Source organism: Pseudomonas sp. HMWF032 (assembly GCF_003060885.1).
Classification (GTDB): Bacteria; Pseudomonadota; Gammaproteobacteria; order Pseudomonadales; family Pseudomonadaceae; genus Aquipseudomonas.
This window is the reverse complement of sequence record NZ_QAIG01000001.1, coordinates 54,667-78,059: the sequence shown is the minus strand read 5'-3', so window position 1 is coordinate 78,059 and position 23,393 is coordinate 54,667. Positions and strand designations below refer to the sequence as shown.

Below are 23,393 nucleotides of genomic sequence, written 5' to 3'. Positions count from 1 at the left end.
GACCTCTTAACCAAGCAACGGATATACCCTTCATGAAGAAAATTCTAGGCAGCGCCATCGGCGTTATTGTTGCCCTTGGCGCATTGAGTACGGCAGGCGCCTGGTACACCGGCCAGCAGTTGCCTACGGTGCTGGATACGGCGATCAAGAACGCCAACGAAGACATGGCCAAGACGCTGCCGGCTGTCGGCTTCAGTGCCACGGTCGAACTGGTTTCACTGGAGCAGCAGCTGTTCAGCAGCGATGCGCGCTACCGCATCAAACTGGTGGGGAGTCTGGACGGCGAGGCCCCGGCCAACTTCGAATGGACCATGATCGATCACATCGAGCACGGTCCTTTCCCGTTGTCGCGACTCAAGGCATTCAAATTGCTGCCGGTCATGGCCACCAGCAATTACGCCCTGGAACGCAGCCCGGCGCTGGACGCCTGGTTTGCCGCCAGTCAGAGTGGTGCACCGCTGCAAGGCCAGGTCAGCCTTGGTTATGACCGTTCAATGCAAGGAAATCTGCGCCTGCAACCCTTGCAGCTGGACCTCGATGAGCAGACTCGCATCGATTTCACTGGTCTGAATGTTGACTTCGATACCACGGCCGACGCCGAGCAGATCAGCGCCACGGGCTTGATGGACAGCTTCAAGATCAGCGCCAAACTGGACAGCGATGAAGACCTGCGTATCGAATTCAAGGGCATGAACCTGGACAGCAACACGCGTAAAGGCGTCAGTGATTTCTACCTGGGGCAGAACGAAGTGCGCCTGCAACTGATCGAGTTGCAGGTTGGCGAGAATGCCCCGGTACTGATCAAGGATTTTGTCCAGCGCGATGAAACCAGCGAAGCCAACCAGCAGCTCTCGGCACGTTACAGCTATGACGTCGGCATGATCAGCTACCAGGGCACGGATATCGGTTCTTCGCAGATGCACTGGAGCGTAAAGAACCTTGATGCCGCTGCACTGAAATCCATGGTCGAGCTTTACGGCACGCTGCTAAAGGACGGCAAGATCGACAGTGAAACCGGTATGCCGGAAGTAACCGACGTGCAAACCGAGCAGTTCAAGACTGATCTGGAAAAACTGCTGGCCGGCAAACCGGGTTTGGCCCTGGAAAAGCTGGCATTCAAGACCGCCAACGGCGAGAGCAGCTTCAGCTTTGGCTTGGACCTGAACAAGCCGGCGTCCTTCGACCTGCCGGCGCCTGAACTGGCCAAGCAGTTGATCGCCCAGCTGGATGCCAAGTTGCTGGTGTCCAAGGCGATGATTACTGATGTGATTGGCGTGCAGGCCACACTGGCCGGGGAAACCGACAAGGAAGCGATTGCCCAGCAGGCGGCGATGGTGGGTGAAATGGCCAGTGGCATGGCGGTGGCCAGCGAACTGGCGGTGGTGCAGGGGCAGGACATCAGCTCCAGCCTGCAGTACGCCAACGATCAGGTGACCTTCAACGGCAAGCAGATGACCGTAGAACAGTTCGTGGCACTGGCCATGAGCAGCGGTGGTGGGTTGGCGGGCATGGCCCCTGAAACCCCGGCTGAGGAAATGCTGCTGGACGAAAGCGAGGCTGAAAGCCCCATTCAGTAACGCCTTCAGTGCTACGCCCAGGGCGTAGCGAGCGCCACATACGGCCAGACGACCTGTAAAGCAGGGCGCCTGGCCGTTTTTGTTTGTCCGTGGCCCACGATCTTTACGCTTTCTTTATGCCGGGTGGCATCCCCCGCACTCGTTCCTTTACGCCCTGGTTGCCGACAATTTGCCCCAAGCGGTAGCCACCGCAATAAGGAGCAAACACATGAGCATTCTCGACGGGGTGTCCCTGGGCCTGGCCTTGGGACTATTCATTTATCTGCTGGTTGCGCTGCTGCGCGCCGATCAGGCGTAGGAGCGCATATGCACAGTTACGATTTCACCTTGATCCTGGCGTTCTTCGCCCTGGTCCTGCTGCCAGCGCCCTTTATCGGGCGTTACCTGTACCGGGTGATGGAAGGCGAGAAAACCTGGCTGAGCCCGGTGCTGCAGCCGGTCGAGCGCCTCTGCTACCGGATTGCCGGGATCGATAGCAAGACTGAGCAAGACTGGAAAACCTACGCCCTGGCGTTGCTGGCCTTCACCCTGGTCAGCCTGTTGACGCTGTTCGCCATCCTGATGCTGCAAGGCAGTCTGCCGCTCAACCCCCAGCAGTTGCCGGGTCTGGAGTGGACGCTGGCGTTCAACACCGCCGTGAGTTTCGTCACCAACACCAACTGGCAGGCGTATAGCGGCGAAGCCGCGCTCAGCTACTTCAGTCAGATGGTTGGCCTGGGTGTGCAAAACTTTGTCAGCCCGGCAGTCGGTCTGGCCGTGCTGGTGGTGTTCTGCCGCGGCATTGCCCGTCGTTCGAGCAACAGCGTCGGCAACTTCTGGGTTGACCTGACCCGTGCCACGCTCTATGGCCTGCTGCCGTTCTGTCTGGTGCTGGCGCTGTTTCTGGTGTGGCAGGGCGTGCCGCAAACCTTCCTTGAATACGTTACGGCGCACACTCTTGGCGGCACCGATCAAGTCGTACCGCTTGGCCCGGCAGCCAGTCAGATTGCCATCAAGCAGTTAGGCACCAACGGCGGCGGCTTCTTCGGCGTCAACTCGGCGCACCCGTTCGAGAACCCCACGGCCTGGAGCAACCTGTTCGAGGTGGCCTCGATCATCCTGATTCCGGCGGCCTTGTTGTTCACCTTCGGTCATTACGTCAAGGATCTGCGCCAGAGCCGTGCGCTGTTGGCCTGCATGTTGATCATCTTCGTGCTCGGCTTGGGTGTGACCCTGTATGCCGAGCATCAGCCGAACCCGGCCCTGGCTGCGCTGCCGATTGAGCAGAGTGGTTCGCTGGAAGGCAAGGAAAGTCGCTTCGGCATCGCCGCTTCGGCGCTGTGGGCGGTCACCACTACCGCAGCGTCGAACGGCTCGGTCAACGCCATGCACGACAGTTTCAGCGCGCTGGGCGGGATGATCCCGATGTTCAACATGATGCTTGGCGAAGTGATCTTCGGCGGCGTCGGTGCGGGGCTCTACGGCATGCTGCTGTTCGTGCTGATCGCGGTGTTTCTCGCCGGCCTGATGATCGGTCGTACTCCGGAATACCTCGGCAAGAAGCTCGAAGCGCGCGAAGTGCGCCTGCTGGTGGCGACCCTGCTGGTGATGCCGGTTGGCGTGCTGGTACTCGGCGCGCTGGCGGCCAGCTTGCCGGGCCCGGCGGCTTCGGTCACCAACCCGGGCGCCCACGGCTTCAGCCAGATTCTCTACAACTACACCTCTGGTGCGGCTAACAACGGTTCGGCCTTCGGTGGCTTCGGCTCCAACACGCCGTACCACAACCTGATGATCGGCCTGGCCATGCTGATCGGTCGCTTCGGCTACATCCTGCCGATCCTGGCCATTGCCGGCAGTCTGGCGGCGAAGAAGCGTGCGCCCGTAGGCAGCAACAGCTTCCCGACCCACGGCCCGCTGTTCGTCACCTTGCTGACCCTGACCATTCTGTTGGTTGGTGGCCTGACTTTCCTGCCGGCACTGGCCTTGGGCCCGATTGCTGAGCACATGACTATGTTCCAGGGCTTCTAAGGGAGAACCATGATGAACGCCCGTACCGAACCGGTGCTGAACAGCGCCGCGCAACAACCGAAAACCTCGATCGCCGCGCTGTGGAAACCCGCGCTGCGCCAGGCCTTCGTCAAGCTTGACCCGCGTCAGTTGGTGCGCTCACCGGTGATGCTGGTGGTCGAACTGACGGCCGTGGTGACCACTGTGCTGTGCTTTATCCCCAACCCTCAGGTGTCTACCGGTCTGGCCGTGCAGATTGCCCTGTGGCTGTGGTTTACCGTGCTGTTTGCCAACTTCGCCGAAGCACTGGCTGAAGGGCGTGGCAAAGCCCGCGCTGACAGCCTCAAGGCCGGCAGTCAGGGTCTGAATGCGCGCCGCAAGAATGGTCAGCAGTTCGAGACCGTGGCGGCCAGCAGCTTGCGCCGTGGCGATATCGTGCGGGTCGAGGCCGGTGAATTGATCCCTGGCGATGGCGAGGTGATCGAAGGGATTGCTGCAGTCAACGAAGCGGCGATTACGGGTGAATCCGCGCCGGTGATCCGTGAGTCCGGCGGCGACCGTTCGGCCGTGACGGGCAACACCCGGGTGGTGTCCGACTGGCTGCTGGTGAAGATCACCGCCAACCCAGGCGAGTCGACCCTGGACCGGATGATTGCCTTGGTCGAAGGCGCCAAGCGGCAGAAGACGCCCAACGAAGTGGCGCTGGATATTCTGCTGATTGGTCTGAGCCTGATCTTCCTGCTGGTGGTCGCGACCCTGCAGCCGTTTGCCCGTTACTCTGGCGGTGATCTGCCTTTGGTGTACCTCGCTGCACTGTTGGTGACGCTGATCCCGACCACCATCGGCGGCCTGCTCTCGGCCATCGGCATCGCCGGCATGGACCGTCTGGTGCGTCTGAATGTGATCGCCAAGTCCGGCCGCGCGGTGGAAGCAGCGGGGGACGTGCATGTGCTGCTGCTCGACAAGACCGGCACCATTACCTTCGGTAACCGCCGTTGCAGCGCGCTGTACAAAGCACCGGGCGTATCCGGCAAGCAGCTTAGCGATGCGGCATTGCTGGCTTCGCTGGCGGACGACACTGCTGAAGGCAAGTCGATTGTCGAATACCTGCGCGGGCTCAGTACCATGCAGGAGCCGGAGCGCAGTGAAATCAAGTCGATCGCGTTCAGCGCCGAAACGCGTCTGTCCGGTGCTGATTACAACGGTCACAGCTACCGCAAGGGCGCGGTGGATGCGGTCTTGCTTTATTTGGGTATCCAGCGCAGCGACGTCCCGGCCACACTGGCCCGTGAAATCGAAAAGATTGCGCAAAGTGGCGGCACCCCCTTGTTGGTGGCTGGTGATGGCCAGTTGCTCGGCGCGATTCACCTAAAAGACGTGGTCAAACCGGGCATTCGCGAACGCTTTGCCGAGCTGCGCGCCATGGGCATCCGCACCGTGATGGTGACCGGTGACAACCCCCTGACCGCTGCTGCGATTGCGGCCGAAGCGGGTGTCGATGACCTGATCGCCGAAGCCACCCCGGAGAAGAAGCTGCAACGCATCCGCTCCGAGCAGGCCGAAGGCAAGATGGTCGCCATGTGCGGCGACGGCGCCAACGACGCACCGGCGCTGGCCCAGGCCGATGTGGGCCTGGCGATGAACGACGGTACACAGGCGGCGCGTGAGGCGGCTAACCTGGTCGACCTCGATTCCGATCCGACCAAGCTGCTCGACGTGGTGCAGGTGGGCAAGGAGCTGCTGGTGACCCGTGGCGCACTGACCACCTTCTCGGTGGCCAACGATGTGGCCAAATACTTCGCCATCCTGCCGGCGCTGTTCGCGGGTATCTACCCGCAGCTTGGCGCACTCAACCTGATGCAGCTGCACAGCCCGCAGAGCGCGATTCTCTCGGCCATCGTGTTCAACGCGCTGATCATCGTCGCGCTGATTCCGCTGGCCCTGCGCGGGGTGCGTGTGCAGGCCGCCGATGCGGCGAGCCTGCTACGGCGCAACCTGCTCATTTATGGTCTAGGCGGTTTGGTCGCGCCTTTTATCGGGATCAAGCTGATTGATCTGCTGTTGGTGGCGATCGGACTGGTTTAACCGCCTAGCGAACCTTATCGCGCAATGGTGGACATGCCCTGTGCTGTCCACCTTACAAGTGAAGAGTGGAGAATCATCATGCTTAAACAACTTCGTCCAGCCATCAGCGTGCTGGCGTTTATGACCCTGGTCACCGGCGTGGTCTACCCGCTGACTGTCACCGGCGTGGCGCAACTGGCCTTCCCAGCACAGGCTAATGGCAGCCTGATCACGGGTGCTAAAGGCGAGGTGCTCGGCAGCAGCCTGCTGGCGCAGCCATTTAATGAGGCCGAATGGTTTGCGCCACGCCCCTCGGCGGCGGGCTTCGCCACCGTGGCCAGCGGTGCCAGCAACCTGGCACCGAGCAACCCGGTGTTGGCCGAGCGGATCACCGCCGATGCCCAGCGTTTGCAGGCTGAAGGCCAAGGCGCAGTGCCCATGCAACTGGTGACCACCTCGGCCAGTGGCCTTGATCCGCACCTGTCGCCGGCAGCGGCGCAGTTTCAGATCGCCCGGATTGCCGCAGCACGCGGTATTCCCGCTGCCAGTCTGGAGCGACTGATCGAACAGCACGTGGAAAAACCGCTGGTAGGGCCGGCGGTGGTCAATGTGCTGGCGCTGAACCTGGCGCTGGCCGACAATTCGCCTCCCGCCAAGACTGAGTAAGTTGCATGAGTGATGCCGTACGGGCCGATGCCCTGCTTGATGAAATGCCGCGAGAAGGGCGCGGTCGGCTAAAGGTCTTTCTCGGTGCGGCACCGGGCGTGGGTAAAACCTACGCCATGTTGCAGGCGGCGCAGGCGCAGTTGCGCCAGGGCGTCGACCTGCGCGTGGGCGTGGTCGAGACTCACGGCCGTGCGGAAACCGAGGCGATGCTCACCGGCTTGCCGCAACAGCCGCAGCAGCGTCTGGAATACCGTGGCGTGGCGCTGAGCGAGATGGACCTTGACGGCATTCTGGCCAAGCCACCGAAGCTGCTGCTGGTCGATGAGCTGGCCCACAGCAATGCGCCGGGCAGCCGCCACAGCAAGCGCTGGCAGGATGTGCAGGAACTGCTGGATGCCGGCATCGACGTGTACACCACGGTCAACGTGCAACACCTCGAAGCACTGAATGATCAGGTGCGCGACATTACCGGGGTGCAGGTGCGCGAAACCCTGCCGGACTGGGTGTTGCAGGAAGCGGATGAGATTCTGCTGATCGACCTGCCGCCGCGTGAGCTGCTGGAGCGTTTGCGTGAGGGCAAGGTGTATGTGCCCGAGCAGGCGCGCGCCGCCATCGATGCATTTTTTAGCCAAACCAACCTCACGGCTCTGCGCGAGCTGGCGATGCAGACAGCGGCTGCGCGGGTGGATGCTGACCTTAATCGACGCTACCGCCAGCAAGGTCAGCAGGCCCCGACGGTACGCGGCCGATTGTTGCTTGGTATCGACGGCGACGCCCAGGCCGAGCGATTGGTACGGCATGCCTGCCGTGTGGCCGAGCGGCGTCATCTGCCCTGGTCGGTGTTGCACGTAGACACCGGCGGCACGCGCGACGAAGAGCGTCTGGGTAACTTGCAGGCCGCGCAGCAACTGGCCGAACGCCTCGGTGGCGAAGTGGTGCTGCTGCGGGGCAACTCGGTGGCCGACACCCTGGTCGAACATGCCCGCGAGCGTCGCGCCAGCCTGATCCTGGTGGGGCGCAGTCGTCAGCGCCTGCGTCGGCGTTGGCGTTTTGGTCGCGGCCTCGCTGAGCGGCTGTTAAGTCTTGGCGAGGGGCTGGAAGTCAGCGTCTTGGACACCGAGGTTGACCAAGCTCCGGCCGTACGCCGGAGCGCGCCACCGCTGGCCTGGGCCGACTACCTGCTGGCCTTGCTCGCGACCATGGTGGCGGCCGGTGTTGCGCTTGGCTTGTCGCGGTTTCTTGAGTTGCCGAATATCTCGCTGATTTTCCTTATTGCCGTGCTCGTGGTGGCGGTACGCAGCAGCCTGGGCCCCGCGCTGGCCTGCGCCGGCCTGTCGTTTCTGGCCTACAACTTTCTGTTTATTCCGCCGACCTTTACCCTGACCATCGAGCGTCAGGAGGATGTGCTGACCCTGCTGTTCTTCCTGATCATGGCTGGCCTGACTGGTAACCTGGCCAGCCGTCAGCGCCGCCAGCTGCAGGCGTTACGTCAGACCCAGGGCGAAACCACCGCTTTGCTTGAACTGTCGCGCAAACTGACAGCCGCCACCGACCGCCAGGCCGTACTGGCCGCAGCGATTCAGCAGTTCAGCCAGTGGCATGAGGTTGAAGTCAGCCTGCTGGCGCGCAGCAGTGACGGCGTATGGAAAGTCGAGGCAGGCGTACAGCGCCTGCTCACCGAGCAGGAACGGGCAGCGGCGGATTGGTCCTGGCAGCACGATCAGCCAGCCGGCCTGGGCACCGGCACCTTGCCGGGTGGGCGCTGGTGGTGGTCGCCGTTGTCGGGCGAGGACGGTCCGTTGGTGCTGCTTGGCATCAGCCCCAAGGATGGCGGTGCACTGCCTGCCGAGCAGCGCCGCTTGATTACCGCCCTCGGCCAGCCACTGGCGCAGGCCCTCGAGCGCGCGCAACTGGCCGAGGATTTGGAAGCCGCACGCCTGCACGGGCAGACCGAGGAGCTGCGCAGCGCGCTGCTGGCCTCGGTCTCCCATGACCTGCGCACGCCGTTGACCGCCATGCGCGGCTCAATCGACAGCCTGCTGGCCCTGGGTGAGCAGATTCCCCTGGCGGATCGCCGCGAGCTGCTGGAAGGCACTCGCGATGAGGCCGAGCGCCTCGACCGTTATATCCAGAACCTGCTGGACATGACGCGCCTGGGTCATGGTGGGCTGAAATTGGCGCGTGACTGGGTCGCCCCGGCGGATATCGTTGCCAGTGCGACTCAGCGCTTGCGCCCGGTATTGTCCACCTTGCAATTAGAAATTCAGCTACCGCAAGAGTTACCGCTGCTCTATGTGCATGCGGCGTTGATTGAGCAAGCGCTGGTCAATGTGCTGGAGAATGCTGCGCGTTTTTCCCCACCCCAGGGGCGTTTGTGCGTGGCCATCGAGGCGGATGCCGAAGAACTGCGCTTTATTGTCAGTGACCAGGGGCCGGGTATTCCCGAGCATGAGCGCACGAAGATTTTCGATATGTTCTATACCGCTGCCCGGGGTGATCGCGGCGGGCAGGGCACTGGTCTGGGGCTGGCGATCTGCCAGGGCATGCTCGGCGCTCATGGCGGCCGGGTAACAGTGGGCGAAGGGCTGGATGGCCTGGGTGCAAGCCTGACCCTGCACCTGCCGTTGCACACCCAGCCGCCGATGGAAGAAGAACAGTGATGGACAGCCAATGAGCCAAAACCCCGCGACCATTCTGGTCATTGATGACGAAGCGCAGATTCGCAAATTTTTGCGCATCAGCCTGACGGCCCAGGGCTATAAGGTGCTGGAAGGTGCTACGGGGCAGGAAGGCCTGGCTCAAGCTGCGCTGGGCAAGCCGGACCTGGTGGTGCTCGACCTTGGCCTGCCGGATATGGACGGTCAACAGGTGCTGCGCGAGCTGCGCGCCTGGTCACAGGTACCGGTACTGGTGCTGTCGGTGCGGGCCAGCGAGGGCGAAAAGGTCCTGGCGCTGGATGGCGGGGCTAATGACTACGTGACCAAACCCTTCGGCATTCAGGAATTCCTCGCCCGCGTGCGCGTGTTGCTGCGTCTTGCCGGTGGCGCGGAACAAGCCAGCTCTGCGGTCTGCAGCGGCCCGCTGCAGGTGGATTTCGCCTACCGTCGGGTCAGCCTGGATGGCGTCGAGGTCAGCCTGACCCGCAAGGAGTACGCCGTACTGGCACAACTGGCCAAGCATATCGGCCGGGTGGTGACCCAGCAGCAACTGCTCAAGGACATCTGGGGCCCAACCCACGGCGAAGACAGCCACTACCTGCGGGTGGTGGTGGGTCACCTGCGGCAGAAACTTGGCGACGACCCCACCGCGCCACGTTTTATCGTCACCGAGGCCGGTGTTGGCTATCGTCTGCGCGAGAAATTGTGAACGACCATTCGCATTCTGGCGGCGTGCTAGACGGCTTTCTGGAGTCTGCATAGACTGCGCCGCAAAACTGATCTGTACGCGTCTCAGGAGCTGTCATGAATCGCAAGGGTGTCGCTGTTGCCGCATTATTGGGAACCTTGGGCTTACCGCTATATGGACAAGCGTCCGAGTATGCCGAAATCAGTCGACAGGCCGAGCAACAGGCGCGTTGGGGCTCGTTGGGTGCTGCCATCGCTGCGTATCGCCAAGTGCTGGCCAACCCTGATTTAGAAGCGTCGCACAACACCGCTCGGTTGCGTCTGGCGCGCCTGTATCTCGACAGCTTTGATTACCCGGCCGCCCGCAGTGAACTGGCGCAGTTGATCGCGACCGCGCCTGACAGTGAAGAGGCCAAGCAGGCGCGTAAGCTGCAGCGCAAAGCAGCGAGCAAGACCAAAGCGCACAGCTACGGTGGCAAAATCCAGTTTGCCATGATCCATGACACCGATACGGCCAATGCTTCTTCTGGCAGTCCGGTCAGTGAACCGTCATTTAATGATGATGACGATGAAGACCTCGACGACGAAGACGGCGATTTTGACGAAGATGATGACTTCGCTGATGCCGATTTTGACGATGATCTGCTCGAAGACGTGGACCTGGACGAGGATGACCTCGACGAAGAAGAGGGCCTGGACGGCGGGGAAGATGAAGAGGGCGCGGATGATGATGCAGATGCTGACGCGGGGGATACCGCTACTCCCGCCAAGCCCAAGCGTTCTGTGCATGACAATCGTCGTCAAGCGTCTGCTGCGCTGCGTTATTCCTATGGCCTGAATGAGCGCGGCGATCGCTGGAATCTCGCCGGTAATTTCAGTCAAGCCCGCCAGGACGACCAGGACACTCTGAACCGAGAGACGATTGCGCTTTCCACGGGGCCGGTTTTTCTGGTGCCGGATTGGCGTTTGAAGGTCAATCCATCGGTCACTTACCTGCAACTGTACAAAGATCACTGCTATGACGTTTCCAGCACCATCTGGTCGCTGGGTGTCAGCCACAAGCTTAATCGCGTGCTGGAGTTAGGGGTTCGCTACAACTACGAAAACCGCGACCTCAACAGCGAGAACAGCCCAGACGTTGAAATCGATACGCTGAAGTTTTCCGTCAAGTTCAAACCCACAAGCCATGACAGTTTCGACCTGAGTTATTCCCCCAAGGTCGAGGACAATGATCAGCGCAAAAAAGACAAGGATCAGGGCGGCTGGAAAGTGGCGTATGCACGCAAATTGCCCTGGGACAGTTTTGCCGGCATCGCCTATACCCGTCGGCATACCGACTATGGCAATGACCCCAAGGGTAAAGAAGAGGATGAAGACAAGTACGCCCTTACATTGGGCCATAAACTGACCAAGGACCTGCTGGTTGCCGTCAGTTATGAGCACAAGGAAAAGGACTCCAACCAGGTCGGCAAGGACAAGAACAACGAGAGCACCTCGTTGAGCCTGTCCTATCGCTTCTGACCCTGGACCTCAGTGATCCCCGCGTTCGTACTTATCCAGCGTATCGCGGGCGATCTGCCGGCCGAGCATGATCAGCTCCGGCGCCTTGTAGAACTCGAAGAAGCGGCACACCCGCTTGGGCACGTTGATCAGGATGTCCGGCGGGTAGCCGGCGATCTTGTATTGCGCCAATGAGGTCTGCATCACTTCGAAACTCTGGTTGATCAGCTCCAGCAGTGACGCCGGGCCGCTCAGATCGGCCACCCGCGAGCCGCTGGCGGATTTCGGTGCGGCGGGTTTGTCCAGGTTGCCACGGGCATTCTGCTGCCAGGGGTTGATCGCTTCAGGTTGCACGGCGTGGCGCTGGTCTTCCAGCAGAAGCAGTTCGTCATCCTCACCCTGTTTGCGTTTGAACGAGGGCAAGCGGGAACCGAGGGAACTCATCAGCAGGTCGAAGCGCCCCTTGAGCGCTGGCGTGCGTTCGATCACCGGCAGTTCGTAATGCCGCTGCTGGGTCGAGTTGAGGTTGACCGCAATGATCAGATCGCAGTGGCTGGATACCACCGGCACGATGGGCAGCGGGTTGAGCAGACCGCCATCGACCAGCATGCGCTTGCCCTGTACCACAGGGGTGAACAGGCTGGGAATCGCCGCTGAGGCGCGCATAGCCTGGTGCAGGCAGCCTTCCTGGAACCAGATTTCCTGCTGGTTGGTCAGGTCGGTGGCCACGGCGGTGAAGGGGATCGGCAGCTCTTCAATATTGATCTCGCCGACTATTTCGCGAATTTTGCCGAAAACCTTTTCACCGCGAATCGCCCCCAGACGAAAACTCACATCGAGCAGGCGCAGTACGTCCAGGTAATCCAGGCTCTGTGTCCACTCACGGTAGTCATTGAGTTTGCCGGCGGCGTAGATCCCGCCGACCACCGCTCCCATGGAACAGCCAGCGATACAGGCGATTTCATAGCCGCGGGCTTCCAACTCCTCGATTACGCCGATGTGCGCGTAGCCGCGCGCGCCGCCGGAACCCAGTACCAGCGCAATGCGTTTGCTCATGCCGATGCCCTCCGAAACAGATGCCGCGAACATACGCGCCACAACCCCAGTCGCCAAGGCGCGATTTGCTAGTATCCAGCGCAGTGGCCATTGAGCGACCTGGCACTTTTGTCTGTTATGTGCGTCAGAGTGCAGGGATTGATGCAGCGCTATGATGCGTTTTGCTACCGAGTTCTTCGTGGATCTATTTGCAGGAGTTACCTGATGAAACTGTGGATTGTGTTGCCCATGCTGCTGGTGTTGAGCGGTTGTGCGGGGAAAACGGCTTATCGCAACAGTTGCGCCAATCAGCTGGATGCCGCCTGGCGTGAACTGGATCTGGCCAAGGCTGAAGGTTTTGCCGGTACGGTGAGCTATTCCAAGGCCCTGTCGCTGCTGACAGCAGCGAAAACCCAGCAACAGTTTGAGGGCTATGAAGGCTGCACGGCGAAATCCGAGCGCGCCCGTTTCTATATTCGCGAGTCGCGGGCTGGTCGCTGATGCAACTGGACTTTACCTCACTCACACCGCTTGAGCGTTACCGCTGGCTGGCTTCGACCATTACTCCGCGACCGATTGCCTGGGTGTCCAGTCAGTCGGCTGAGGGCGTTAGCAACCTGGCGCCGTTCAGCTTCTTTCAGGTGATCAGCGATGATCCACCAACCTTGATGGTTAACGTCAATCACCGCGCCGATGGTGGCCTCAAGGACACCCTGTTGAATGTGCAGGCCAGTGGCGAATTGGTGATTCAGCTGGTGTCGTTTGCCCAGGCCGAGGCGATGAATGCCAGTGCGGCGCTATTGCCCTACGGCATCAGCGAGTTCGAACAGTGCGGCATCGCCAGCCTGCCCTCGCAGCGAGTCGCACCGCCTCGGGTGGCCGGCGCGGCGGTGGCCTTTGAATGCCGGGTGGCGCAGATCCAGGCCTACCCGGCAGATAAGCCCAATTGCCATCTGATCTTCGCCGAAGTGCTACTGGCGCATATCGACGATGCGGTGCTGAATGAGCAGGGCCGTATCGACAGCAGTCAGCTCGACCTGATTGGCCGTCTTGGCGGCAGTGGTTATACCCGCACCTTGCAGCGCTTTGAGTTGCAGCGTCCCTAAGGGCCTTGCCGCCGCAACAGCCACTTCTCCGCTTCCACGCAGGCGCATACGCCCAGCGCTGCCAGCAGGCACCAACCCCAGGCGTATGCCGGCAGGGCGGCGGTGGTGAAGACCTGCTGCATGGCCGGCCAGTAGGTGAGTATCAGCTGCAGGCTGAGCAATAGGCCAGCCATGCACCAGATCATCGGGTTGTCGTGTAGGCCAAAGTTCGCCGGCCCTTCGAGGCGACGGCTACTGAACAGGTAGCCGATTTCACAGGCAACCACGGCGTTGACCGCCAGGGTGCGGCTGCTTTCAAGGCTCCAGCCAAGAGTCTGGGTGTAGAGGAATAGGCCCAGGCTGGCCAGGGTCATCAGCACCGCGATAAACACTACGCGCCAGAGCAGGTGGTGGCTGAGCAGATTGACCTTGGGATCACGTGGTGGGCGGCGCATCAGGTTGGCTTCTGCCGGCTCAAACGCCAGTGCCAGCGCCAGGGTCACAGCGGTGATCATATTGATCCAGAGAATCTGCAGTGGGGTGATCGGCAAGGTCAGTCCCAGGGCGATGGCCGCCAGCAGGGTAAGTGACTGTCCACCACTGGTGGGGAGGATAAACAAAATGGATTTTTCCAGGTTGTCGTAAACCACCCGGCCTTCTTCGATGGCGTGGGTGATGGTGGCGAAGTTGTCGTCGGCCAGCACCATCTGCGCGGCCTCCTTGGCAGCTTCCGTGCCCTTGATGCCCATGGCCACGCCGATGTCGGCGCGTTTCAGCGCGGGCGCATCGTTGACCCCATCGCCGGTCATGGCCACCCGCGCGCCGCAGGCTTGCAGGCGTTCAACCAGGCGTAGCTTGTGCGCCGGGCTGGTGCGGGCGAATACGCTGGTGATGGGGAGCAGCTGATCCAGCTGGCTGTCGCTGAGGCTGTCGAGTTCGGCCCCGGTCAGCGGTTTGCCACCGCCCAGGCCAAGGCGTTGGGCAATGGCGCTGGCGGTGCCGGCATGGTCGCCGGTGATCATCTTCACCGCGATGCCAGCGCTGTGGCAGTCGGCAATGGCGACAATGGCTTCCTCGCGTGGCGGGTCGAGCATGCCGACCAGGCCGAGCAGCACGTAATCGCCGTCCAAGTCCTGATAATCGAGGCTCTGCTGCGGTTCGCCGAGCGGCCGAATGGCCAGGCCAAGCATACGCAGGCCCTGGTGGGTGCCGCTGTCCAGGGCCTGATGCCAGTGGCGTGGGTCGAGCGGTTCGGGATGGCCGTCACGCCATTGGCGGTTGCAGGCTTCGAGCACGCGTTCCGGGGCACCGATCATATAGATCAGACCATGCCGAGCATGGTCATGGTGCAGACTGGCGGTGCAGCGTTGCTCGGAACTGAAGGGGATGACATCGACCTGCGGCAGGTTGTGCGCCTCCTGCTGCAGCTCCAGACCGACCTTGCCGGCCAGGGTCAGCAGGGCGGCTTCGGTGGGGTCGCCAGTGATGCACCAGCCGTTCTCGCCACTGCGCAGGCTGGCGTTAGTGGCCAGCAGCCCGGCACGCGCGAGTTCACGCAGATCATCGGCAGCGCCTAGTTGGCACAGTTGGCCGTCATCACCGTGAATGCTGCCCTGGGGCGCATAGCCGACGCCGTCTACGCGGTAATGGTGAGCGGCGGTAAACACCTGCTGTACGGTCATTTCATTGCACGTCAGGGTGCCGGTCTTGTCCGAGCAGATCACTGTGACCGCGCCGAGGCTTTCCACCGCTGGCAGGTGGCGAATGATCGCCCGGCGCTTGGCCATGCGCTGCACGCCGAGGGCGAGGATGATCGTCAGCACCGCCGGCAGGCCTTCCGGAATGGCCGCCACCGCCAGGCTGACTGCGGCCAGCAGCATGTCCTCGGCGCTGTAACCCCGCAGCAGGATGCCAAAGGCAAAGGTCAGCAGCGCCAGAACGAGAATGCCCAGGGTCAGGTGGCGGGCAAATTTGGCCATGTCGACCAGCAGCGGCGTTTGCAGGCTGACCACGCTTTCAAGCATGTGACTGATCTTGCCCAGCTCGGTCTGCTTGGCCGTGGCCACTACCACGCCCGCAGCGCTGCCGGCATTCACCAGGGTGCCGGAATAGGCCATGCTGCGGCGGTCGGCCAGGCTGGCCGAGGTGGCTACGGCATCGTGGTGTTTATCCACGGGTAGGGATTCACCGGTCAGTGCGGCCTCGTCAATACGCAGGTCGCGGGTCTCCAGCAGGCGCAGGTCGGCGGGCACGCGGTCGCCGGCCTCCAGCAGCACCCAGTCGCCGGGTACCAGCTGTTCGGCGGCAATGCTGTGCACCTGGCCGTTGCGCCGTACCCGGCTTTCCAGGCTGAGCATCTGCTGAATCGCCAGCATGGCGTGCTGAGCTTTGCCTTCCTGAACAAAACCGACCAGCGCATTGATCAGCACCACGGCAAAGATCACCGCGCTGTCGAGCCATTCGCCCAGTAGCAGGGTGAGCAGGCAGGCGCCGAGCAGGACGTAGATCAGCAGGTTGTGAAACTGCAGGGCAAAGCGCTTTAGCGGCCCGTTGGCCTGTTGTTGCGGCAGCAGGTTGAGGCCGTGCTCGCTGAGCCGCTGGGCGGCGTCAGCACTGTCCAGGCCTTGGCTGCTGCTGTTGAGGTGCTGCAGGCTTTGATGCGCTGGCAGGGCGTGCCAGTTATGGCCAGATGGCGCTTGCATTTGATCTGCTCCAGCGCTGTTCGGGTCTTTAGCCTAAACACCACAAACGAGGTGGGTGTTAGCTTTGATCAATTGAATGGCTCACAAGTTCGTCAGTAAAGGTTTCCAGCCGCTATGCCGTGGCAACGCGGCGCAGTAGCATCACCAATCGGTTTTAAAGGAGTGATACATGCGCGCCAAACTGGAAACTGTGCTGCAGACGGTCAATCACGTGCTTCTGGGCAAGGAGCCGCAGGTGCGTTTGGCGCTGACGTGTTTGTTGGCCCAGGGCCATCTGTTGATCGAGGACTTGCCCGGTATGGGCAAAACCACCCTCAGCCATGCCCTGGCCAAGGTGCTGGGCCTGAGCTTCCAGCGCATCCAGTTCACTTCCGACTTGCTGCCCGGTGACATCCTCGGTACCTCGGTGTTCGATAAGGACAGCGGGCAATTTATCTTCCATCCGGGGCCGATTTTCGCTGAGCTGGTGCTGGCCGATGAGATCAACCGCGCCACGCCGAAAAGCCAGAGTGCGCTGCTCGAAGCCATGGAGGAGGGCCAAGTGACCATCGAAGGCGCGACCCGGCCACTGCCGGAACCCTTCTTTGTAATCGCCACGCAGAACCCGGTCAGCCAGGGCGGCACCTTTGCCTTGCCTGAGTCGCAGCTGGACCGTTTTTTGATGCGTCTGTCGCTCGGCTATCCCGGTAAGGCCGCGGAAAAGGCCCTGCTGCTGGGCGACTCGCGGCGCTCCCTGCTGCCCACTTTGCCAGCGCTGCTGGACCACGCTGAACTGGCGCTGGTGCAGGCCGAAGTGCCGAAAGTGCGCGCCAGTGATGCATTGATCGACTACGTGCTGCGCCTGGTCGATGCCACCCGCACCCAGCCGCAATTCGCCTGGGGCCTGTCACCTCGGGCCAGCCTGGCACTGCTCGCGGCTGCGAAAGCCTGGGCCTTCCTCGCCGGGCGTGATTATGTGATTCCAGAAGATGTACAGGCCGTGCTGCCGTCAGTGGTCGGCCATCGCCTGCGCGAGCGCGCCGACCCCGCTGGGCATGGTGCCGGCAGCCTGGTGCAGTGGTTGCTGCGTGAGGTGCCGGCGCTTTGATCGCCCAGCTCCGACCGCGCTGGAACCGCTGGCTAGCACGGCGCATTCCGGCAGCCAGCAGCGTACGCCTGAACCAGCGGCGGATCTTTATCATCCCCAGCCGTGTCGGTGGTGCCTTTATGCTGGCGCTGCTGTTGATGCTACTGGCGGCGATCAATTACCAGAACAGCCTGGCCTATGGCCTGACCTTCCTGCTGGCCTCGGTGTTCGTCGTGGCCATTCTGCACACTTACCGGAACCTCGCCGGGTTGATCCTCAAGGCCGGCAGTGCGCCGGCAGTATTTGTTGGCGAGCCAGCCGGTTTTCGCCTGCGCCTGGAAAGCAGCCAGCGGGCCCATCAGGCCGTCAGTCTGGGTTGGCCACCGGCCGAATTGCAGACGCTGGATGTGCCAGCCGAAGGCGTGAGCGAATGCCAGTTGAACCTGCCGGCACTGCAGCGCGGCTGGTTGCGGCCTGGTCGGCTGAGGGTCGAAAGCCGTTTCCCGCTGGGCATTCTGGTGGCCTGGAGCTGGGTCGATCTGGATCAGCGTGTGTTGGTTTACCCACAGCCTTTGCCCGGTGATCTGCCGCTGTCCGCCGGTGCCAGTGAAGATCCGGACGAGGAGGGTAGTCGGCCCCATGGTCAGGGTGTGGATGACTACCAGGGGCTGAAAACCTATCAGCCGGGCGATTCCAAGCGTCGCCTGCATTGGAAAGCCTACTCCCGTGGCCAGGGTTTGCTGGTCAAGGACTTCGCCTCGATCACCGGGCGTGACCTGTACCTGGATTTCGACGCCTTGTCCGGAGATATGGAGACGCGCCTGTCGCTGCTCTGCCATTGGGTATTGCAGCTGTCCGAGCGGCAGCAACCCTTTGCCCTGAGCCTGCCTGGCCAGGTGCTGGAGGTCGACAGCGGCGAATTGCACCGTGATGCCTGCCTGCGCGCCCTGGCGCTGTTCGGGCGTGCACCATGAGTCGGGTTACGACGATTCCGCGCATCAGCCTGACCTGGCTGCTGGTGGCGCAGGCGCTGGTGATCCTTCCGCATCTGACGCATTTGCCGCTGTGGATTATCGGCCTGTGGCTGGGGAGCGCAGCCTGGCGTATTCAGATTTTCCGCATGCGCGCGCGTTATCCGAATGCCTGGGCCAAGGGTGCTCTGATGCTGGCCGCAGCGCTTGGCGTGTTTCTCTCCCGTGGCAGCCTGATTGGCCTGGATGCCGGGGTGGTGTTGCTGGTCGCTGCCTTTGTCCTGAAACTGCTTGAGATGCGTACACGACGCGATGCTTTGGTACTGGTGTTTCTGGGCTTCTTTGTGGTGGTCACCGCTTACCTGTTCGATGACAGCATGCTGGTGGCCTTCTACAGCCTGCTACCGGTCACCGCTTTGCTCGCGGCCTTGATTGGCCTGCAGCAGAGCCGCCTGGCCACTCAGCCTTGGCCGACCGCGCGGCTGGCGGGCGCGATGCTCCTGCAAGCGCTGCCGGTCATGCTGCTGCTGTTTGTATTTTTCCCGCGTATGGGGCCTCTGTGGTCCTTGCCGGTGCCGAATGACAAGGCCACCACCGGTCTGTCGGACAGTATGGCGCCGGCGGATATCGCCGATCTGAGCCGTTCCGCGGCCCTGGCGTTTCGCGCCAGCTTCAACGGCGAAACACCGCCGCGCAGTGAGCTGTACTGGCGTGCACTGACCCTGGATCGTTTTGATGGCCGGCGCTGGTCACAATCCGATTACGCCGAGTTTGGCCCCGGTGCGCAGTGGCAGAAGCAGGGCGAGTCACTGAGTTACAGCATCGTCATGCAGCCCAGTGCGCAGCGCTGGCTGTTTGCTCTGGATGTGGCGGAAACCCCGCTGGAGCAGACTCGGCAGATGAGCGACTTTCGCTTGCAACGCCGTCAGCCGGTGGATCGCTCGCTGATCTATCAGGCCACCTCCTGGCCACAGGCGCTACGCGAGCCGCAGCCGGCCCAGGAGACCCTGCGCCGTGCGTTGCAGTTGCCGGCTCAAGGTGAGCCGCGCAGCCGCGCCTGGGCCGAACAACTTAAACGTGAGCACCCACAGCCCGAACAGCTGGTGCAGGCGCTGCTTAGCCATTTCAACCGTGAGCCCTTTGCTTACACCCTGACTCCGCCAACGTTAGGCGTAAACAATATTGATGATTTTCTGTTCGAAACCCGCAGCGGCTTCTGCGCCCACTACGCCGGAGCCATGACCTATGTGCTGCGTGCGGCCGGCATTCCAGCGCGGGTGGTGGCGGGTTATCAGGGCGGTGAGTACAACCCCACGGGCAATTACGTACAGGTGCGTCAGTTCGATGCCCATGCCTGGGTCGAATACTGGCAAGAGGGGCAGGGCTGGGTCAGTGTCGATCCGACCTTCCAGGTAGCCCCCGAACGGGTCGAAATGGGCCTGGAAGAAGCCTTGGCTGACGAGCAGAGTTTTCTTGAAGACTCGCCCTTTTCCCCACTGCGCTACCGCAATCTCAGTTGGTTGAATCAATTGCGTCTGGCCTGGGACAACATCAACTACGGCTGGCAACGCTGGGTATTGGGCTATCAGAGTCAGCAGCAGTTGGAGTTTCTCCAGCGCTGGTTGGGTCGGGTGGATGCCCAATCGCTGGTGATCGGCCTGGTCGGCGGCGGGGCGCTGCTGCTCGGTTTGCTTTCACTTTGGCTGTTCAAGCCCTGGCAGCGCGAGCGCGATGTGCAGCAGCGCTTGTTCCGCCGTTTCGAGGGTTTGCTGGCGCGTCATGGTGTGCCACGCAAACCCGGTGAAGGCCCGCGCGACTATGCCGCGCGGGCAGCCCAGCAGATGCCGGCCCAGGCGCAAGCGATTGGCAACTTTGCAGCCGCGTTCGAGGCTCAGCGCTATGCCGGGCAAGAACCTTCTGCTGTGCAGTTACGTCAGCATCTAAAGGCGCTGCGGCAGGCATTGCCTTGGCGGCTTACTCGTTTGGACTCATAGCGACCATTGGCCACTTGTGGCTAATCAACCAGTGCATAAGCTGGGTGCGATATCACAGGAGTGAGGCGATGCAAGGCATGATTGATGAAGTACCGCGACACGTACTACGCATTCAAATGCGTTTGTTTGCCTGCCGCGAGCGGCTACGTGTGTGCACCGATGACGAGGCCTTGCACGATCTGCGTATTGCCTTGCGCCAATTACGCAGCCTGCTGCGGCCGTTATCTTCGGTCGCGGTCTGTGAGGCCTTGCAGCAGCGTGCGGCCGAGCTGGGGCGCTTGAGCGGTCCACTGCGCGACCTTGAAGTGCTGCAGGCTTATCTGCAACAGCAAGGTCACGAGAGTGCTGCGTACTCGCGGATGCCACTGCTGCAGCAAGGCTATCTGCAGCTATTGGACAGTGCACCGTTGGCGCATTTGCTTGATGCATTGGATGACTGGCCAGAGCAATGGCGCCAGGCTGCCAGCAATGGGCAACTGCACGGCCTGCATAAACTGATCAAGGAACGCTTGCGCAAGGATCGTAAACGCCTGGCACAGGCTCTGCTTGACCCCGCCCATGACCGTCATCGCCTGCGCTTGTTGGTCAAGCGTCTGCGTTATGCCGCCGAGGCCTATCCAGCGTTGGCCGATATGCCTGGGCGTATGCGCTTGCAGCTAAAGCAGGTGCAGTCAGCGCTGGGTGATTGGCACGACCACTGGCAGTGGTTACAACGTGCCGAAGCGGAGGTGGATCTGCAGCCTTGCGTGCTTGCTTGGCGTGACGCTATGCAGAGTGCCGAGCAGCAAGCCAGTCTGGCCTTGCAAGGATTGACCGCAGGGTTTGTTCACGCCAGCAGCTGAGTTGGCTGAAGAGTCGTTATACATTCGGCTTGTTTGGCCGAAATGTCGTGTCATTCATCGCTGCCTTTACCCTAAGATCATCCGCATCTTCAGATTTCGAGGTGGTTATGGGTTTTTCCGAGTTACTTCAGGCCGTGCGCGACAACCCGCAGGCGGTGTTGATTCCCGCGCAGTGGGGACAGGGTCGCGCCAGCTTTGGTGGCCTGGTGGCTGCGCTGGTGTATGAAGCCATGCGCGCCCAGGTGTCGAGCGGGCGACCGCTGCGCTCCCTGGCCATGACCTTTGTGGGCCCGGCGGCGCCGGATGTGCCGGTGCGTTTTGAAGTGGACGTGCTGCGCGAAGGCAAGGCCGTCAGTCAGGTGCTCGGCCGGGCGATACAGGATGGTCAGGTGGTGACCATCGTGCAGGGCAGTTTCGGCGCCGGGCGTGAGTCGCACATCGCGGTTGCAGCTGAGCCGGCACCGCAGGCCACGGCCGTGGAGGCCTGCCAGGAGTTACCTTATATCCCCAACGTCACCCCTGAATTCACCCGTTACCTGGCCATGCGCTGGGCCTTCGGTGGCGTGCCGTTCAGCGGCAATACATCGCGGGACATGGGCGGTTGGGTACGTTTGCGTGATCAGGCGGCGGTTGAACCTGTCAGTGAGGCTCACCTGCTCGCCCTGGTCGATGCCTGGCCGCCCGCCGTGTTGCCGCACCTGAGTGCGCCAGCGCCTGGCAGCACGTTGACATGGACCATTGAGTTCGTGCAGCCCATGAGTGCGTTGACGACGCAGGACTGGTGCCTCTACCGCGCGCACATCGAGCATGCCCGTGATGGGTACGGCCACGTGGCGGCAGCAATGTGGACGGCCAATGGTGAGTTGCTGGCCATCAGCCGGCAGACGGTGGCGGTGTTCGGTTAAGCGCCGGTTACTGCCGTTGCAGCAGTGTGCAGCACGGCAATAGCTGCTTGGTCCTCTACAGCTTGAGTTGGCGGATAGCCTTGTTCAGTTCGCCGGCCAGGTTGGCCAGGTTGGCGCTGGTCAGCGCCGACTCGCCGGTCTGTCCGACGGTTTGCTCGGTGACATCGCGGATGCGGATCACCGCGCGGTTCATCTCTTCAGCTACTTGGCTTTGCTGTTCGGCCGCCACGGCGATCTGCGTGTTGCTTTCACGCATATGCGCCACGGATTCGGTGATGGCTGCCAGCGCCTGACCCGCTTCATCCGCCTGCTTGACACATTCATCGGCCTTGATCGAGCTGTCCTGCATAAAGTCCACAGCATCGCGTGTGCCGCTTTGCAGGGTATTGATCATCTGGGTGATGAGGTCAGTGGAGTCCTGTACACGCTTGGCCAGGTTGCGCACTTCATCCGCTACCACGGCAAAACCTCGGCCCATTTCACCGGCGCGGGCGGCTTCAATGGCCGCGTTGAGGGCGAGCAGGTTGGTCTGTTCGGCAATTCCATGAATCTCGCTGACCACACCACCAATCTTCTGGCTGTCGGCGGCCAGTTGCTCGATCATCTGCGCGGTCTCTTGCACACCGCTGGACAGGCCGGAAATTGACTGCGTGACTCGATTAACCACCTGTTGGCCGCTGCGGGCCAGTTGTTCGGCATTCTGGGACTGATCGCGGGTGTCGGCAGCATGTTCGGCAATGTGGTGCACCGTGGCGGACATCTCGTTGATCGCGGTGGCCGCCTGTTCGGTTTCACTCTGCTGATCAAGCATGCCCTGGCGTACGTCACGCATGCTGCTGGCCATGCGCTCGGCGCCTTCATCCAGCTGCGCTGCCGATTGCGCGACGATGCCGACAACTCGCTGGTAGCCAGCTTGCATGGCATTGAAGGCACTGGCCATCTGGCCCACCTCATCGCGGCTGTCGAGGGGGACGCGGGCGCTGAGATCGCCGCTTTTCTCCACTTGCAGCATGACATCCTTGAGGGTGTTGAGGTGGCTTAGCAGGAAGCGGATCAGCAACTGTGAGGCGGCCAGGAGCAGCAGCATCAGTAGGGCAACCACCAGCGCATAGCTGGGCGCACGGTCAAGGAATATGTCGGTCGGGCTTGGCGCTGTGGCGGTGACAGCCAGGCGCTGACCGTCCTGGCGGGTGATGACCTCGGCACCGATCAACCCTTCGCTGCCATTGAGCTCGACCCAGCCGCGAGCATTGGCCAGAGCGCTGCCTTGGTTGTCCGGTAGGCGCGGCGTTTGCCCATTGGTCAGTTTCAGCAGGTTATTAGCGCTGGGCAAGGCTTGCTCTGCCGGCCACAGGCTCAGTAGGCGGGCTTGCTGCTGGGCGGCAAGCTTGGCTGCGTCCAGATGGGTTTGATGTTCCAGATGGAGGGCATACAGCACCAGCAGCAGCGTAGTGAAGAAGGCTACCGCGTTGACGGCCCAGAATTTGTACTTCAGGGAAAGATCGCTAATCCAGTGACTCATGCACATCTCTTCCTTGTGGAGGTTGGCTGCTTACTCGCAGGGCGTTATGGGATGTTCGGTATGCAATGGACGGCACAGTCTGTATCGGCGAAGTCCCTGCCGGGTTTAGGCCGATGGCAATAAAAGCATTTGCC

At 61.8% G+C, this 23,393-nt stretch carries 18 protein-coding genes; 15 read left to right on the top strand and 3 right to left on the bottom strand.

The window, feature by feature from the left end; all coding sequences use genetic code 11:
* The first annotated feature begins 32 nt into the window (after positions 1–32).
* From DBR00_RS00365 to DBR00_RS00330, 8 genes are all read left to right on the top strand, one after another.
* A complete protein-coding gene (locus DBR00_RS00365; RefSeq protein WP_158271535.1) occupies positions 33–1,577 on the top strand; it encodes a YdgA family protein in 1,545 nt (514 codons plus the stop codon).
* A gap of 208 nt (positions 1,578–1,785) precedes the next feature.
* Positions 1,786–1,875 carry a K(+)-transporting ATPase subunit F gene (gene kdpF, locus DBR00_RS00360; RefSeq protein ID WP_090253391.1) on the top strand — a complete coding sequence of 30 codons (90 nt, stop codon included), beginning with the start codon at positions 1,786–1,788 and terminating at the stop codon, positions 1,873–1,875.
* Between the two features lie 8 nt (positions 1,876–1,883).
* Positions 1,884–3,584: a potassium-transporting ATPase subunit KdpA gene (gene kdpA / locus DBR00_RS00355; RefSeq protein ID WP_108488815.1), complete on the top strand. Its 1,701-nt coding sequence runs from the start codon at positions 1,884–1,886 to the stop codon at positions 3,582–3,584.
* Between the two features lie 12 nt (positions 3,585–3,596).
* Positions 3,597–5,648: a potassium-transporting ATPase subunit KdpB gene (gene kdpB / locus DBR00_RS00350; RefSeq protein WP_108488814.1), complete on the top strand. Its 2,052-nt coding sequence runs from the start codon at positions 3,597–3,599 to the stop codon at positions 5,646–5,648.
* A 78-nt stretch (positions 5,649–5,726) separates the two neighbouring features.
* Positions 5,727–6,293, top strand: a complete 567-nt coding sequence (gene kdpC / locus DBR00_RS00345; RefSeq protein WP_108488813.1) for a potassium-transporting ATPase subunit KdpC — start codon at positions 5,727–5,729, stop codon at positions 6,291–6,293.
* Positions 6,294–6,298: 5 nt separating this feature from the next.
* Complete coding sequence (locus tag DBR00_RS00340) at positions 6,299–8,953, top strand: sensor histidine kinase KdpD (protein ID WP_108488812.1); 2,655 nt, start codon at positions 6,299–6,301, stop codon at positions 8,951–8,953.
* Positions 8,954–8,963: 10 nt separating this feature from the next.
* The gene (locus tag DBR00_RS00335; RefSeq protein ID WP_108488811.1) at positions 8,964–9,659 is read left to right on the top strand and encodes a response regulator; all 696 of its coding nucleotides are present in this window, start codon (positions 8,964–8,966) and stop codon (positions 9,657–9,659) included.
* 95 nt (positions 9,660–9,754) lie between these two features.
* Positions 9,755–11,158, top strand: coding sequence for a tol-pal system YbgF family protein (locus DBR00_RS00330; protein ID WP_108488810.1), 1,404 nt, complete (start codon positions 9,755–9,757; stop codon positions 11,156–11,158).
* Between the two features lie 9 nt (positions 11,159–11,167).
* Here DBR00_RS00330 and DBR00_RS00325 read toward each other — a convergent pair whose 3' ends face one another.
* Complete coding sequence (locus tag DBR00_RS00325; protein ID WP_108488809.1) at positions 11,168–12,193, bottom strand: patatin-like phospholipase family protein; 1,026 nt, start codon at positions 12,191–12,193, stop codon at positions 11,168–11,170.
* 204 nt (positions 12,194–12,397) lie between these two features.
* Between DBR00_RS00325 and DBR00_RS00320 the strand changes: the two genes are divergently transcribed.
* Entirely contained in the window at positions 12,398–12,673 is a 276-nt protein-coding gene (locus DBR00_RS00320) for a hypothetical protein (RefSeq protein ID WP_108488808.1), read from the top strand.
* Positions 12,673–13,278, top strand: coding sequence for a flavin reductase family protein (locus tag DBR00_RS00315; RefSeq protein WP_108488807.1), 606 nt, complete (start codon positions 12,673–12,675; stop codon positions 13,276–13,278). The genes DBR00_RS00320 and DBR00_RS00315 overlap by 1 nt, the downstream gene beginning before the upstream one ends.
* On the opposite strand, the gene DBR00_RS00310 is transcribed toward DBR00_RS00315, so the two are convergent.
* Entirely contained in the window at positions 13,275–15,959 is a 2,685-nt protein-coding gene (locus tag DBR00_RS00310; RefSeq protein WP_108488806.1) for an HAD-IC family P-type ATPase, read from the bottom strand. The genes DBR00_RS00315 and DBR00_RS00310 overlap by 4 nt on opposite strands.
* 169 nt (positions 15,960–16,128) lie before the next feature.
* Here DBR00_RS00310 and DBR00_RS00305 point away from each other — a divergent pair, with 169 nt between their 5' ends.
* From DBR00_RS00305 to DBR00_RS00285, 5 genes are all read left to right on the top strand, one after another.
* Entirely contained in the window at positions 16,129–17,046 is a 918-nt protein-coding gene (locus tag DBR00_RS00305; RefSeq protein WP_108488805.1) for a MoxR family ATPase, read from the top strand.
* Positions 17,043–17,999, top strand: coding sequence for a DUF58 domain-containing protein (locus DBR00_RS00300; RefSeq protein WP_108488804.1), 957 nt, complete (start codon positions 17,043–17,045; stop codon positions 17,997–17,999). The genes DBR00_RS00305 and DBR00_RS00300 overlap by 4 nt, the downstream gene beginning before the upstream one ends.
* The gene (locus DBR00_RS00295) at positions 17,996–19,990 is read left to right on the top strand and encodes a DUF3488 and transglutaminase-like domain-containing protein (RefSeq protein WP_108488803.1); all 1,995 of its coding nucleotides are present in this window, start codon (positions 17,996–17,998) and stop codon (positions 19,988–19,990) included. Before DBR00_RS00300 ends, DBR00_RS00295 begins: the two co-directional genes overlap by 4 nt.
* Before the next feature lie 68 nt (positions 19,991–20,058).
* Positions 20,059–20,832 carry a CHAD domain-containing protein gene (locus tag DBR00_RS00290; RefSeq protein WP_108488802.1) on the top strand — a complete coding sequence of 258 codons (774 nt, stop codon included), beginning with the start codon at positions 20,059–20,061 and terminating at the stop codon, positions 20,830–20,832.
* Positions 20,833–20,939: 107 nt separating this feature from the next.
* Positions 20,940–21,737, top strand: a complete 798-nt coding sequence (locus DBR00_RS00285) for an acyl-CoA thioesterase II (protein ID WP_108488801.1) — start codon at positions 20,940–20,942, stop codon at positions 21,735–21,737.
* A gap of 55 nt (positions 21,738–21,792) precedes the next feature.
* On the opposite strand, the gene DBR00_RS00280 is transcribed toward DBR00_RS00285, so the two are convergent.
* Positions 21,793–23,259 carry a methyl-accepting chemotaxis protein gene (locus DBR00_RS00280; protein ID WP_108488800.1) on the bottom strand — a complete coding sequence of 489 codons (1,467 nt, stop codon included), beginning with the start codon at positions 23,257–23,259 and terminating at the stop codon, positions 21,793–21,795.
* Between the last annotated feature and the right edge of the window lie 134 nt (positions 23,260–23,393).